Source organism: Companilactobacillus formosensis (assembly GCF_005405305.1).
GTDB classification, from domain to species: Bacteria; Bacillota; Bacilli; order Lactobacillales; family Lactobacillaceae; genus Companilactobacillus; species Companilactobacillus formosensis.
This window is the reverse complement of record NZ_BJDU01000003.1, coordinates 31,462-45,491: the sequence shown is the minus strand read 5'-3', so window position 1 is coordinate 45,491 and position 14,030 is coordinate 31,462. Positions and strand designations below refer to the sequence as shown.

At 34.8% G+C, this 14,030-nt stretch carries 11 protein-coding genes; 6 read left to right on the top strand and 5 right to left on the bottom strand.

Going from position 1 to position 14,030, the window contains the following annotated elements:
* Positions 1–170 precede the first annotated feature (170 nt).
* A complete protein-coding gene (locus FFM65_RS12285; protein WP_255311481.1) occupies positions 171–293 on the bottom strand; it encodes a hypothetical protein in 123 nt (40 codons plus the stop codon).
* Between the two features lie 593 nt (positions 294–886).
* Between FFM65_RS12285 and FFM65_RS04220 the strand changes: the two genes are divergently transcribed.
* Positions 887–1,168: a hypothetical protein gene (locus tag FFM65_RS04220; protein WP_119317802.1), complete on the top strand. Its 282-nt coding sequence runs from the start codon at positions 887–889 to the stop codon at positions 1,166–1,168.
* Between the two features lie 228 nt (positions 1,169–1,396).
* On the opposite strand, the gene glnA is transcribed toward FFM65_RS04220, so the two are convergent.
* On the bottom strand, positions 1,397–2,725 hold the full coding sequence (gene glnA / locus FFM65_RS04215; protein WP_119317801.1) for a type I glutamate--ammonia ligase: 1,329 nt from the start codon (positions 2,723–2,725) through the stop codon (positions 1,397–1,399).
* A 307-nt stretch (positions 2,726–3,032) separates the two neighbouring features.
* Here glnA and FFM65_RS04210 point away from each other — a divergent pair, with 307 nt between their 5' ends.
* Positions 3,033–4,010 (top strand): GMP reductase, encoded by a 978-nt coding sequence (locus FFM65_RS04210; RefSeq protein ID WP_119317800.1) that lies wholly within the window; start codon positions 3,033–3,035, stop codon positions 4,008–4,010.
* Between the two features lie 205 nt (positions 4,011–4,215).
* Here the strand turns inward: FFM65_RS04210 and FFM65_RS04205 are convergent, their stop codons facing one another.
* Both FFM65_RS04205 and FFM65_RS04200 read right to left on the bottom strand, forming a co-directional pair.
* Complete coding sequence (locus tag FFM65_RS04205; RefSeq protein ID WP_119317799.1) at positions 4,216–5,184, bottom strand: glycosyltransferase family 2 protein; 969 nt, start codon at positions 5,182–5,184, stop codon at positions 4,216–4,218.
* A 20-nt stretch (positions 5,185–5,204) separates the two neighbouring features.
* Positions 5,205–7,607 carry a glycosyltransferase family 39 protein gene (locus tag FFM65_RS04200; protein WP_119317992.1) on the bottom strand — a complete coding sequence of 801 codons (2,403 nt, stop codon included), beginning with the start codon at positions 7,605–7,607 and terminating at the stop codon, positions 5,205–5,207.
* 222 nt (positions 7,608–7,829) lie between these two features.
* Here FFM65_RS04200 and FFM65_RS04195 point away from each other — a divergent pair, with 222 nt between their 5' ends.
* From FFM65_RS04195 to FFM65_RS04180, 4 genes are all read left to right on the top strand, one after another.
* On the top strand, positions 7,830–8,522 hold the full coding sequence (locus FFM65_RS04195; RefSeq protein WP_119317798.1) for a response regulator transcription factor: 693 nt from the start codon (positions 7,830–7,832) through the stop codon (positions 8,520–8,522).
* Positions 8,506–9,822 (top strand): sensor histidine kinase, encoded by a 1,317-nt coding sequence (locus FFM65_RS04190; RefSeq protein WP_162897911.1) that lies wholly within the window; start codon positions 8,506–8,508, stop codon positions 9,820–9,822. Before FFM65_RS04195 ends, FFM65_RS04190 begins: the two co-directional genes overlap by 17 nt.
* A 168-nt stretch (positions 9,823–9,990) precedes the next feature.
* Complete coding sequence (locus tag FFM65_RS04185) at positions 9,991–12,930, top strand: hypothetical protein (RefSeq protein ID WP_119317796.1); 2,940 nt, start codon at positions 9,991–9,993, stop codon at positions 12,928–12,930.
* Positions 12,931–13,018: 88 nt separating this feature from the next.
* The gene (locus tag FFM65_RS04180) at positions 13,019–13,462 is read left to right on the top strand and encodes an ASCH domain-containing protein (protein ID WP_119317795.1); all 444 of its coding nucleotides are present in this window, start codon (positions 13,019–13,021) and stop codon (positions 13,460–13,462) included.
* 36 nt (positions 13,463–13,498) lie between these two features.
* On the opposite strand, the gene mscL is transcribed toward FFM65_RS04180, so the two are convergent.
* Positions 13,499–13,888: a large-conductance mechanosensitive channel protein MscL gene (gene mscL, locus FFM65_RS04175; RefSeq protein WP_059073503.1), complete on the bottom strand. Its 390-nt coding sequence runs from the start codon at positions 13,886–13,888 to the stop codon at positions 13,499–13,501.
* Positions 13,889–14,030 lie beyond the last annotated feature (142 nt).

Genomic DNA, 14,030 nt, shown 5'->3' with positions numbered 1-14,030 from the left:
TTTCTACATTGTCCGATATTTTTGAGAGCGATTCAACTTCAAATTTGAATTAAAAAATACCAAGATTTTTTATAAAGTTTAATCAAATACAATATAAAAAGTTAGGTCACCTATTCTATTAAAAATAGATGACCTAACTTTTTTTGATTAATTTAAAGACTGTCCCCATTTTAAGCAGTCTTAAGCTTGCTTACAGCTTCTTCAATTGTTTTGCCGTCTGCAGAAACATGTTTGTCTTTGTCTTCAACAGTAAACAATTGAGATTCAATATTTAACATTACACGATATTTCATTTGTCTACCTCCATCATTTATTCTTATATTGCTCAACGGATAATAAATGAAATTATATTCCTTATTTATTAAAATGCAAGCCCTTTCTTTTTAATAAAACTTGCATTTTTGATTTATGGTGGCATAATTTAAACAATCTCGATATAATGGATGTAGATAATAAGGAGAAGATGCAAAATGAAGAATATGTCCAAAAAAGAATATCCGTCGTGGTACCCTCATAGAAGAGGGCATAACACAGTAGAATTTAATAAACCAGATAAATGGTACGAATGGTCGGCCATTCTGGATGTTATCTTTTTTGCGATTTTTTTAATTATCATAACTCGTTAGAAATAAAGGACTTTGAATGATCAATCACTCAAAGTCCTTTTTGTATATTATTTTTTAAAAAGGTTTGTTTTAAATAGCTTTATCTCCTCATCTAAAACAAATACTTTGATTCTTGGATAATTTATCAAGTACTCCAATATAAACTGCTACAGGCTTTTTTTGAGCACATAGTAAATATCCTACGTTTCTTTAGTAATTTATCCCAAGATGCTTTGTAAGGCCTTACTTTTGCTATAATAAAAGCTAAGGGAGGCGGTAACATGGCTATAAAGATAAATTTAATAGACGGTACTACTATTGAAATTACTGAGGACACGTACATTATTGCATGGAAATATCAATCATCATTAATGGCAAGTAACGATGATCATTATTACTTAGATTGTATTTTCAAAGGAAACTTCGAGGATGGAAAAGTTTCTGAACAAGATGAAGAAAACAAAATAGAAGGTTTAATTAGTGCTGCTGATTGGATCACAATCGGTAAGGATAGCAAAAACTCCTTAAAAACAACCGCTGTTTTGAGTATTACTAGAGATTAAAACTAAAAAAAGGCCCCAACCAAAAACGGTTGAGGTCTTTATGCTCTCTGGGGGGAAAGCAGTAATCAGAATTTTGATTACGCCAAATCTTAACATTAAATTTTGGTAAATACCAGTGATTAGCCTATATAAAAATATTTAATTAAACATTGAATTAACAAGCTTTTGAAGGCGATTTCAAATCATCGCAACAAAAAAAGCTCGACCATAAGATCGAACTTTCGATTTTTAATATTGAGACATGTAAGTATCTCTTTCCCATTGAGAAACAGTTTGTTGGTATCTTGCCCATTCAGCATTCTTAGCAGCAAAGAAACTATTAGTTAGTCCCTTACCTAATGATTGTTGAACGTAATCATCTTTGCGAAGTGCTTTCAAGGAGTTATGCAAAGTTGATGGCAAGTCGATGATACCTTCCTCGCGACGTTTCTCTTCTGACATTTCATAAATATTATCTTTTACTTCTGGCATTAAGTCATAGTCACTGGCAATACCGTCAAGACCTGCATCAAGGATACATGCAATAGCGAGGTATGGATTTGTTGTAGGGTCCACACTTCTCATTTCGATACGTTTTGACTTACCTTTAGCTGCTGGTACTCGAATCAATGGTGAACGATTCTTACTTGACCAAGCAATGTAAGTTGGTGCTTCATAGCCAGGAACCAAACGTTTATATGAATTAACGGTTGGATTATTAACAGCTGTCAATGCACGTGCATGCTTCAATAAACCACTCATAAATTTCTTAGCAGTTGGTGAAAGCATATCATTAGCATCGTCAAAGATATTATCGTCGCCATTAAATAGTGACATATTGATATGCATGCCTGAACCATTGATACCTTGAACAGGTTTTGGCATGAATGTTGCGTATAAACCATGTTCTTTAGCGATTGTTTTAACTACCAATTTGAAAGTTTCGATACTGTCGGCGGCAGAAATGGCATCTTGATACTTGAAGTCGATTTCTTGTTGGCCAGGTGCAACTTCGTGGTGACTAGCTTCAACTTCAAAGCCCATCTTTTCTAATCCTAAAACAATATCTTTACGAACATTCACACCTAAATCAACTGGTGAGAAGTCAAAATAACTACCATCGTCATTTAGATGCAATGTTGGATTGCCATGTTCATCTGTATTGAATAAGAAGAATTCTGGTTCTGGTCCAATATTGAAATGAGTGTAACCCATGTCATGCATTTTCTTAATAATACGCTTTAAGTTAACACGTGGATCTCCTTCAAAAGGTGTTCCATCAGTTTTGTAGATGTCACAGATCAAGCGAGCTACCTTACCGTGCTCTTCTCCCCATGGGAAAATTAGCCAAGTTGATAAATCGGGATGCAAAAGCATGTCACTTTCTTCAATACGAGTAAAGCCATCAATTGATGAACCATCGAAAGTAATCTTATTTGCTAAAACTTTATCCAATTGTGATACCGGAACTTCAACGTTCTTGATGATCCCGTTGATATCTGTAAACATCAAACAAATAAATTCAACGTTTTCATCTTTTACCATTTTTGTAATATCTTCTGCAGTATACTGTTGCACTTTTAACCACTCCTATTGTATATACCGATTTTTTGAAGGTCGCTAATAAACGCCATCATCATAGCGTTTCATTAACAATATGATGATACTACCAATTACGTTTATCAGTGTCAAATATTTTCATTTAAATTTTCAATAAATTCCAATATTAAATAACAAAATAATCATATACGAAAATTCTATCACAATAAATAACTTTATTAACAGAATTCGATTGACTTCTTTCGATTTTCCAGTTAAATTATAGATACGAACGAAATGGAATATAAAAATAATAATTGTTCGTTATTAATGGAGTGGATAATAAATGCAAGTTTTTGATTACGAAGATATTCAACTAATTCCGAATAAATGTATCGTTGATAGCCGTTCTGAATGCGATACCACTATTAAATTTGGTCCAAAAACATTTAAGATTCCGGTAGTCCCTGCTAATATGCAAACGATCATTGATGAAAAACTAGCTGAAAAATTAGCTGCAAATGGTTATTTTTATGTCATGCACCGTTTCGAACCCGAAACCAGAATTGACTTCATCAAGACGATGAATGAAAAAGATTTATTTACCTCTATCAGTGTTGGTATTAAAAAAGACGAATATACTTTCATTGATCAAGTAGTTGCTGAACATTTAAAACCCGATTACATTACAATTGATGTTGCTCATGGACACAGTGACCGTGTTATTGACATGATTAAATACATCAAAAACAAATTACCTGAAACTTTCCTTATCGCCGGTAACGTTGGTACTCCAGAAGCCGTTCGTGAATTGGAAAATGCAGGTGCCGATGCTACTAAAGTTGGAATTGGACCAGGTAAAGTTTGTATTACCAAATTAAAGACTGGTTTTGGTACTGGTGGTTGGCAACTAGCCGCTTTGAGACTTTGTGCCAAGGCTGCAAGCAAACCTATCATTGCTGACGGTGGCGTTAGAAATGATGGCGATATCGCAAAATCAGTTCGTTTCGGAGCTGACATGGTTATGATTGGTTCTCTACTTGCCGGTCATAAAGAATCTCCTGGTAAAATTATTGAAAAAGACGGTCAAAAATATAAAGCTTACTTTGGTTCAGCATCTCAATACCAAAAAGGTGAATATAAGAACGTCGAAGGTAAAAGAATGCTCGTACCTTACAAGGGTGAGATCATGGACACCTTGACTGAAATGAAACAAGATTTACAATCATCGATTTCTTATGCCGGTGGTAAAGATTTAAGCTCTCTACGCAAAGTAGACTACGTAATTGTTAAAAATTCAATTTATAATGGTGACGTATATTAATTAATTCATAAAAAAAAAAGAAGTTGACGACTGGGTGTTCGTCAGCTTCTTTTTTATGAATGGGATAGTTCATGTTCAATTTGATAAGAATCGTTGTCCATCAAACAACTTAATAACTATCAAATTTAACATTACTGTAACACATAAATTAGGAATTAAAAAGCATGAAAGCTTTTAAGGTATAAAAGACTATTTCTTTTTTTATTTAATTATTAATTTGTCGTGCCGAAAAATGATGAATTCCTTTATTTCTTTCTTCAAATCCTTCGGTCTTGCTAACAATAAAACGAGGACGATTATTTACTTGATCCAAAACCCTACCTAAATAACTTCCTAGTATACCAATTGATAGCATCAATAATCCCAATGTGAATAATAACACTGTTACACCAATCGATGCAAAGCTGTAATTACTTGTAGCAATTAAGTATCCCAATGAGAATACCCCACTAGCTAGAGGCAAAACTGAGAACAAATTAACAAAATGCAAAGGTTTCATAGAAAACGATGTAATGCCGTCAACGGCTAGTTTGATCATTTTTGACAAAGGATATTTTGTTTCACCAGCAATCCGTTCCTGACGGTGATATAAAACACTAGTCTGCTTGAATCCAATCCAAGTTACTTGACCTCGTACAAAGGGGTCTTTTTCATGTAGTTTCAACAATTGCTGAACAGCACGTCGATCCATTAAACGAAAATCACCGGTATCTAATGGCATGTTGATCGTAGCTAACTTCTGGAAAGTTCGATAAAACATTTTAGCAGTGAATTTCTTAAAAATTGTTTCACCATCTCTTTGCATTCTTTTACCATAGACTATTTGGTAACCTTCATGCCATTTTTTAATCATTTGAGGAATCACTTCAGGTGGATCTTGCAAATCAGCATCCATAACCACGACCGCATCCCCTTTGGTATATTCTAAACCGGCTGTAATAGCCAACTGATGTCCAAAATTACGTGAGAATTCAACTAGTTTAATGTGATTATTTTGAGCCAAAGCTTTCTTAATGATTGCCACTGATTTGTCTCTTGATCCATCATCAACAAAAATCAGTTCATATTTTTCTTCTTGTTGTTCAATATAATTTAGTAATGTATCAATCGTAGCTTGAATACCCGCTTCTTCATTGAAAACCGGCAAAACGATTGAGATTAATTGATTTTTCATAAGAACATTCCTTCCATTGATTATTTATAAATACTTGATAAATCATAAAGTGTTCCTGATTGTCCTGGTCCACCTTGGCCTTGTCCTTGGTTTTGTCCTTGACCAGGTTGACCATTTTTCATAGACTTCTTCATTTTCTTCAATTGTTTCTTAGTCAACTTCTTCTTACCTGTTGGCTTTTGAGCATTACCATTTGGTCCTCCACTTGGAGCGTTACCACCTGGAGTATTTCCACTAGGAGTATTTCCACTAGGAGCATTACCACTTGGTGCGCTGCCAGCATTTCCTGAAGAACTAGGTTTTGATGGTGGATTACCATTTGGTGCTTGACTGTTTTTAATCTTTGAAGCAACCGTTACTGAACTAGAATTGTTAGTTTGTGTATTACTACTACTTAAAGTAACTTTTTTGGCGTGTTTCTTGATCCAATTTACGATTTTAGTATTAGAACCACCAGTTTTACCACCAGAATAGTAATACTTGACTTTGCCTTCTTTAACTAATTTCTTAAACTGCTTCAAAGTGATCGCTTTATCGGTTCCGTTGAATCCACCCATAGCCATGACCGCTTCACCAGTTTTAATTATGTAAGGAGCCGCAGTACTTGAATCATCAGTAGCAAACAAGTATTCCGCATTGCCTTGGTGTTTTTGCAAATATTTCAAAAGCGTCGTATCGACTTGGGAATTACCCATACCACCACCGCCGCCAGCTGAAGAAATTAAAGATGGTCCCGCACTAGGAATTCCATCACTGGATCCAGCAATTGTTGGTGTTAAAGACCACCAAGTTGGTGCTAGCATGACAATTATTAAAGCTGCAATTGGCCAAACTCGTTTATTTTTCAATTTAATTGCAATCCAAGGTAGGACGAATAGTGGGATTGAAATAATAATCCCAGCAATCAACAATATCCAGCTTAGAGTTGGATAGTAATCATTGAGATACCATGCTTGCAAGATACTTGTGGTCAAAATCGAAACTGGCAATAACATTGACCAAGGCGATTTTTCTCTCCATTGCTTGATCATTGTGAAGATTCCAATACCGGCTAGAGCTGCCATAGATGGAGCCAACATAATCGTATAGTATGGATGGAAGAAACTTGCAACGGAGAAGAATCCACCGACAGGAATCAACCAACCTAACCAGAGCCAAAGTTCTTTTCTTTGAGATGTTAAAGCATACCATTTCTTTTTTGGATCTCTGAAGTAGATATAACTTGAAATAACACCAAAAATTGCTAATAACATCAACCAACTAATTTGTGGTCCTAATTCTTTTTGTAACAATCTGAATGGACCAGCAGTACCGATATTAAAGGCACCACCGCCGCCACCAGTCATTCCACCTTGGGATTTTTTATTTCCTGAAGGGATACTTGAAGCATTGCCTTTCTTAGAACTAGGCTTTGCTGGTGGATTGTTCTTTGAACTAGATTTCTTAGTACCACTAGGTGGTGTTGGAGCACCATTTGCGGATTTCTTACCACTAGATTTCTTCGAGCTTGATGGTGGTGTCATCGATTTAGAGTTCTTAGATGATTTATTACCCATTCCTGGGAAAGCTCCACCTGTACCAGTTGTTTGACCTAGTAAACGCTGCGTTCCGTTGTATCCAAAAGCTAATTCCAAAGCAGAGTTAGTTTCAGAACCACCCTCATAAGGTCGACTAGAAGAATTAGTCATATCAACTGATAACGGCCAAATTAAAGTGAAAACTGCTAAAAAGACTGTTGCAACTGATAAGTGAGCAATTTTCTTTTTCCAATTAACGTTGGCACTTAACCAATAATAAAGATAAAGTGCTGGTAAAATCATAAAAGCTTGTAACATTTTTATATTGAAAGAAAAGCCGACTAAAGCAAAACCAATCCACAGATAGCGTTGCTGTTGCTTCAAGACTGCTTTTTGAACGAACCAGACTGATAATAGTAAGAAGAAAACTAACGTTGCATCCATATTATTAGTCCGAGAATCCGCTACAACAATTGGCGTCAAAGTCATAACTAACGCTGCAATTCTTGCTGGAATTTTACCAAAACGCTTAGATATTAGGCTGTAAATTAGATAAACCGAACCAATTCCAAATAGGATCGACGGCAAAACCACACTCCAGCCATGAACACCGAATATCTTGGCACTGATTGTCATGAACCATAATGCTACCGGTGGTTTATCAACAGTAATAAAACCGGCCGGATCAAAACTGGCATACCAGAAGTTTTTGAAACTCTTTGTCATACTGACAATGGCTGCCGTATAAAAATTATTAGCTTCACCTGCTTCCCAAATATTCCAGGCATAAAGAAAAGCTGCCAAAATCAAAATGGCAATCAGCCAATAATCATACTTAATATTTCTTAATTTATCGAAAAAACTATTTTGACGTCTTGTTTCACGTCGTGAGTCTTTTGATTCCATCATTTATCTTCTCCCATCTTTAAAAAGCAATATTTATAAAGAAACAAATGATTGAATAAACTAATATCGAAAATAAAATCGATTTTAAAGGTGATTTATTTTTCATCTGCTTAAGTTCCTTTCGTTATGACAAGGACAAGATTAGCCAAAATAGCTTAAATTAAGCTTAAATTAAAAAAAATGCCTTATAATTATATTCAGAATCAATAAAAGGAGTACAAAATGTCAAATAGTGTAAGAATTTTAGTAGTTGAAGATGATGAAAATCTCGCTAATAATATCGCCACCTTTTTAAGTGACTTTTCGCAAGTTGATATTGAAAGTGATGGTTTAAGTGGAAAATTTGCTGCAACCGAAGATGTTTATGACCTGATTATCTTGGATATCATGCTGCCTGAAATGAATGGTTACGACGTTTTGAAAAATATCCGCAAGGAAAAGATCAACACGCCTGTTTTGATTTTGACTGCCAAAGCCGACATTGACGACAAAGTCCACGGATTTAATTTGGGCGCGGATGATTATTTAACGAAACCATTCCATCGTGAAGAATTATTAGCTCGAGTCAAAGCACTTCTAAAAAGAAGTGGGACTTTAGCGGATGATTCCATTTTGCGAATTAGAAATATTAAAGTTAACTTGAACACGCATGAAACTACTTGTGATAGCGAGCCAATTGCTTTGAATGGTAAAGAATATGATTTATTAGTTTATTTATTACAAAATAAAAATACTATTCTTACCAAAGATCAAATATTTGAACGAATTTGGGGCTTTGATTCAGATACTTCCATAACGGTTGTTGAAGTTTATATGAGTAATTTGCGTAAAAAATTGCGTCCATCCCAAAATGACAATTTAATTAAAACTATCAGAAATGTTGGGTATATTTTCCAAGATGAAACTGAAGTCTAAACAATCAAAAATTACTCGCCGTCAACAATTCAAATTATTTTTATCTATCATGGCTGCCTTCGCCGTCCTCAGTTTGGCTTTAGGTTTGATAATTTTTAATTTGTTTCAATCATCTACTTATAAAAGTATTGATAAAGAAATGCGTGAACAAATAGCTTCTGTTCAAAAACAACCTAATATGCATCAGCAAAACGAGCCTAATCCTGGACCTAATCATCCCGAACAGCAAAATAAGCCCAATCCTAAAATGCCCTTTCAAGCTTCAATTTTAGTTTTTAGCGACAGTGGCAAACTACTGAATAAAAGTAGTTTAGGCAATCGTTATTCAGCCTTAAAAAATATCAATTTAAATAAAAAAAATATTAACAAGAAACAAACAATCGTTGTTCATAATATGAATTTTCGATCAGTTTTAATAAAAGTTTCCAAAAAAAATAATAATCCGATGTATGCGGGTCATTATGTTTTAATCATGCAAAACATTGATACTCAAATTCAAATTGTGGAAAACTTTGAAAAAATTCTTATTTTAACCTTCTTCATTTTTTGGATCATAGCTTTGGTAGTTTCATATTTCTTAGCACGGATCAATATGTTGCCAATCGTCAAATCTTGGAAACAACAAACTGAATTTGTTAATGACGCAGCCCATGAACTGCGAACTCCTTTGACTATCATTCAAGGTAAGCTCGAGTATATGTTGACTAAGCCCAACAAAAAAATCATCGACGAAGCAGAAGCTATTTCCGTTTCACTCGATGAAGTCAACCGACTCAATTCACTAACTAATAATCTGTTGGATTTAGCTCGTTTTGACCAAGCTACGACTAAATTGAATTTTGAATATACTAAACCACAACTATTTTTAAAAGATCCAATCGAACCGTTCAAAGACATTATCAATTCTCAGTCGAAAGTCTTTCAAATCAATCTCAATCACCAGCCCACTTTATATTTGGATCGTAATAAAATTAAACAATTATTGATAATTTTATTAGACAATGCTACTAAATATACTCCCAAAAATGGCACTATTAAAATTTACGATCAAATTGAAGGATCCAAATATCAATTCATTATTTCCGATACTGGCGTTGGTATTAAGGACAGTGATAAGAAGAAAATCTTCGGTAGATTTTACCGTGTTGACAAGTCCAGAAATCAAAGCAGTGGCGGACATGGCCTCGGTTTAGCAATTGCCAAACAAATTGTTTCTAACCACCAAGGACACATCTTTGTTCGTGATAATCTCCCTCATGGCAGTGAGTTCGTCGTTGAATTACCAATTAAGCATAAATAAAAAAGTAAAAAAATATTAACCAATCCTCACAATTGAAATTGGTTAATATTTTTTATTTTCTTTTTCATAAAACACTGTTCATTTCTCAAAAAATCAATTTTAAATTTTTGAATTAGTCGGTTCTTAATAAAATGATAAGATTTCAAAGTTGTATATGGGAGGAATCTTATGAAAAAGAAAAGCTTATTATTATTAATTTTAATCGGTAGTTTCTTGTTATTATTCAGCACTACTTCTGTCAAAGCAGAAACAACTGATACTCCTCTGACTGACGCTGATATTGCTCAAGTTTTCCCGCACAAGGACAACACTGAAATAATCATCAGCTACGTCCTTGAAGATCAAAAAGAATTAGTTTTAAAAACCACTGAAAAAAATGTACTCGATATTGATACTCTAAAAAAAGAGCTCGGTGAAGATAACGTCTTACCTGATTCTGAGAAGAATGAAACTATTGTCAAATTAGATCCTAAAAATATTTCTTTTAAATTATTCGTTGATAATCAAAAGCCATTTACTTTATCCGTTCATAAAATAACTGGTGAAGAAATTTTTAATTACGATGTCAACGATACAAATCAAACTAGAGATATCATTGCTCCAACTGATGACGATGAAGATGAATCTGGCTGGGTCTTCTCGGAAATGTTGAAAGTCAGTGAAGGTCCTATTCTTGAGCATAGTGATGGTTCCAGTACCCGCCCACTTTTATATTTTGGCGATTATAACTATGCTATCCAAAGAATGTCGGTCGGTGATGCTTTTGGTATTCGGGGGAAATCTCGAATCGATAGTTTAACGACTCCAGGAACTGCTGTTTTATATGCCAGCAAAGGCAGTCGAATCGAAGACGGTGCTAAAGGAAATGGAAATCACATTTATACTGACCATTACGGTGATCATCAAGAGAATGACTATGATATGCTCTCAGTTATCAATATGGGAATAAAAGAGGATCCCCGTGGCATTGAAGATCGATCAATTGGTTCCCCACGTAGTTATACCTCAAATAATCTTTATAACTACGTAGTCGAAAGTGATGGTAAAGGTGTACCCGGTGTTAGTGGTCCCAATAAAATCGGTGAAAGCTATGCCATGTTAGACACACCCAAATTTTATTATCGGACTAATCCACAAACTGGATTTGAAGAACAAAAAATGGTTTTTCATCAAAAGGCTTTTTATGCTTACAAAAAAGGTCGCAATAATCCAGAAATTACCACTACTATTAAATTGAGTTTCAACAAAGTTGGCCGTGTACAAACCAAAATTGCTTTTAAAAATACTGGAAAATATGCTTTTGGCAACTTCGTAGGTTTTTCCAATCATGATCTTTCTTTAAATAAAGATAATCAAGAAATTAGAGATAATCGTGGTAAGGGCATCGGAAATTACGTGAAATTACGTGCTCTTGGAAATCAACGTGGAATGTACATGCAATCTGGAGACAATCAAGTTCGAACTAGTTATTACCTAAATCGCGAAAATGGTCCTGCCGGTTGGGCTGGTCGTTCTTCCAGTAAATCTTATCTTGCTACCAAAGGGTTCATGCACAGTCCGGGATTACTTGAACTTATTGGTTCTTCTAATGAAAGATATTACCCATGGAAAGTTGGAAAAGACGATCATACTTGGAGCTTGCTAGGCGGTACTAAACCAACAAAGTTCTTCAATGATGATATCCCTGGCTATCGCTCACCATACGTTGCAGAAAAACTCTACAATGCTTTTTCAGATCACTGGGATAAAGGTGATCTTGAAAGAAAAGAAGTTGGTGGCCGTCTGGGGGTAAAGGAAAATGATTATACTTGGGATGCCGGCTTAACGATGCGAACATCTCCTAGAGATTTATTGACTGGGCAAACTATCAAACTAGAATATGAATCACAAATTGATGTTAAAGGAACAACTTTTAATCCTGTCTTTGAACTAGATTTACACGGAACTACCGACAATCCTCAAATAATTTCTGACAAAGAACTTCAAGACCGCAAAGGTAAATTGCCAATCACTGGTACTTGGTATGATTTTGATAGTACTGACGTGACAATGTATTACTCAATTGACAGTGAAGATCCTGAGGATGACCAAATTCTCTTTAATCGTTCGCAATCTCAAAATGACGCTTTTAACGGTAAGCTCAACGACATCACAAAAGTCAATTTATCCTTAAAAGGTTTAGATCCTGGTATGCATACAATTCGTTTCTATATGGTCGATAAAGAAGGACACCGTTCGCAAATTCAAGAACACTTCTTAAAAATCAGTAAACCAGTTACCAACGAACCACAAATTGATGTCACTTCTCCAAGAGCAACTTCTAAGAATCCTTATAAGGTCTATGGTGAATCAATCGATATTAAGGGAACTTGGTCCGATAAAGATAGTAAAAAAATCAAGTATATTTCTTATCAAATCAACAACCACGACGAAAAAATTATTCGTGAAAATATCCCCAATCCTACTCCAGGAAAACAAAACATTGGTGATATTGACGGCTTAGATATTTCTTGTTGCAATAACTTTGATAAAAATAAAATCGTTTTTACAATTGTTGATCAAGATGGTCTCGTTGGTACTGATAGCTTTTACTTCCAACACGTACCTGGAGGTCTAACTTTATCAGCACCAGAAGAAATTGACTTTGGAACTTTAGCAGTCTCTCCTACTGGCGGTACTCCAGTTAAACCAACTATTAAAGAAGGTAAAATCATTTTAGGAGATTACCGTCAACAAGACGCTCCTCCTATGTCAGTTAGCCTAAAAATGGACAAATTCTATAAAGAAGAAGAACACCATGATGATCAAGGCGGTGGCGATGATAGTTTAGCCAATATTGATATTCCAGATAAACCAGATACTAAAATTGAAATTCCTAAAGAAGCCTTAGTCCACGATATTTACTGGAAAGATAAACTGATTAGTGGCGATGAGTTGATTATTGGCCAATCAGCTCAAAAAACTGGTCCTCAATGGGAATACAAGACTAATTTGACTGAAGACGTTTTAAAGAACCTTAAGATCAGATTCAGATCTGGTGAAAATGGCGCTTCAAGTGGAAAATATGTCAGTCACTGGACTTGGCAAACTGTCGATTCTGTTCAATAATTTTTAACCACAAATTCAATTTGAATTTGTGGTTTTTTATTAAGTTATGTTTTAATAAAAATATATTGATATTATGAGGTGTCCAAGCATGGATAAAGAAAAAATCCAAGATTATTGGTTCAATTTTTTGCGTGATAAAAACTCGCTTTATTACCCACTAGGGGATATTACAACTTTTGGTGGCGAACCAGACAAACTAGCACATTTAGTTTATGATGGTATAAAAACAGCCACAACTTCCGCCTATGACTTGTATGAACCAAATGAATACATGCCCCAGGTCGGCGATTACAACATTATTTTAGATGGTGATGAGAATCCCCTTTGTATCACTGAAACATTGGTAACCGAAATCATTCCATTTAAATATGTCAGTGCTGAACATGCTTATCACGAAGGTGAAGGCGATCAGACCTTAGACTACTGGCGTGAAGTACACACTGACTTTTTCAAAAAAGAATACCAAGCAGCTGGCAAAGAATTCAATGATGAAATTCCTTGCTTGTGCGAAGTCTTTAAACGTATCTATTAAAAAAAGCGAGACTAGATATCACTCTAGTTTCGCTTTTTAATTGTCTTTCTTTTCATCTAAAGCTTCAGAAATCTTCTTTAAATACATGACCATCTCTTCTTGCTTATCTTCTTCTGGTTCAGCCTCTTCTTCATCACGACTCTTAATAATTTTGTTCATCACTTTAACTAGCAAGAAAACTACAAAAGCAATGATCAAGAAATTAATAATAGATTCAATGAAAGTTCCATACTTAAAAGTTGCATCCCCAACTTTGAAAACTAAATTGCTCAAGTCAATCTTACCTAAGAACAAACCAATCAACGGATTGATCAAGTTGCTTACCAAGGATTGCACGATGGCTGTAAAAGCAGCACCCATAATTACACCAACGGCTAAGTCCATAACATTGCCGCGGCTAATAAATTCTTTGAATTCCTTTATCATAATTCCAATCTCCTAAATTGATTTCTACCTTTAATTATGGCGGTTTTAGGGTCTTTTGTGCAAATTATTTACTAAATTTATCTGTACGAATCGTCAAAATTGGCCGTTTATATTCATTGATTTCATTTATAATGCTAGTAGA

Excerpts from the sequence above, each read along its gene's own strand:
- FFM65_RS12285 (WP_255311481.1), bottom strand. The coding sequence starts at position 293 with ATGAAATATCGTGTAATGTTAAATATTGAATCTCAATTGTTTACTGTT.
- FFM65_RS04220 (WP_119317802.1), top strand. The coding sequence starts at position 887 with ATGGCTATAAAGATAAATTTAATAGACGGTACTACTATTGAAATTACT.
- FFM65_RS04210 (WP_119317800.1), top strand. The coding sequence starts at position 3,033 with ATGCAAGTTTTTGATTACGAAGATATTCAACTAATTCCGAATAAATGT.
- FFM65_RS04205 (WP_119317799.1), bottom strand. The coding sequence starts at position 5,184 with ATGAAAAATCAATTAATCTCAATCGTTTTGCCGGTTTTCAATGAAGAA.
- FFM65_RS04200 (WP_119317992.1), bottom strand. The coding sequence starts at position 7,607 with ATGGAATCAAAAGACTCACGACGTGAAACAAGACGTCAAAATAGTTTT.
- FFM65_RS04195 (WP_119317798.1), top strand. The coding sequence starts at position 7,830 with ATGTCAAATAGTGTAAGAATTTTAGTAGTTGAAGATGATGAAAATCTC.
- FFM65_RS04190 (WP_162897911.1), top strand. The coding sequence starts at position 8,506 with ATGAAACTGAAGTCTAAACAATCAAAAATTACTCGCCGTCAACAATTC.
- FFM65_RS04185 (WP_119317796.1), top strand. The coding sequence starts at position 9,991 with ATGAAAAAGAAAAGCTTATTATTATTAATTTTAATCGGTAGTTTCTTG.
- FFM65_RS04180 (WP_119317795.1), top strand. The coding sequence starts at position 13,019 with ATGGATAAAGAAAAAATCCAAGATTATTGGTTCAATTTTTTGCGTGAT.
- mscL (WP_059073503.1), bottom strand. The coding sequence starts at position 13,888 with ATGATAAAGGAATTCAAAGAATTTATTAGCCGCGGCAATGTTATGGAC.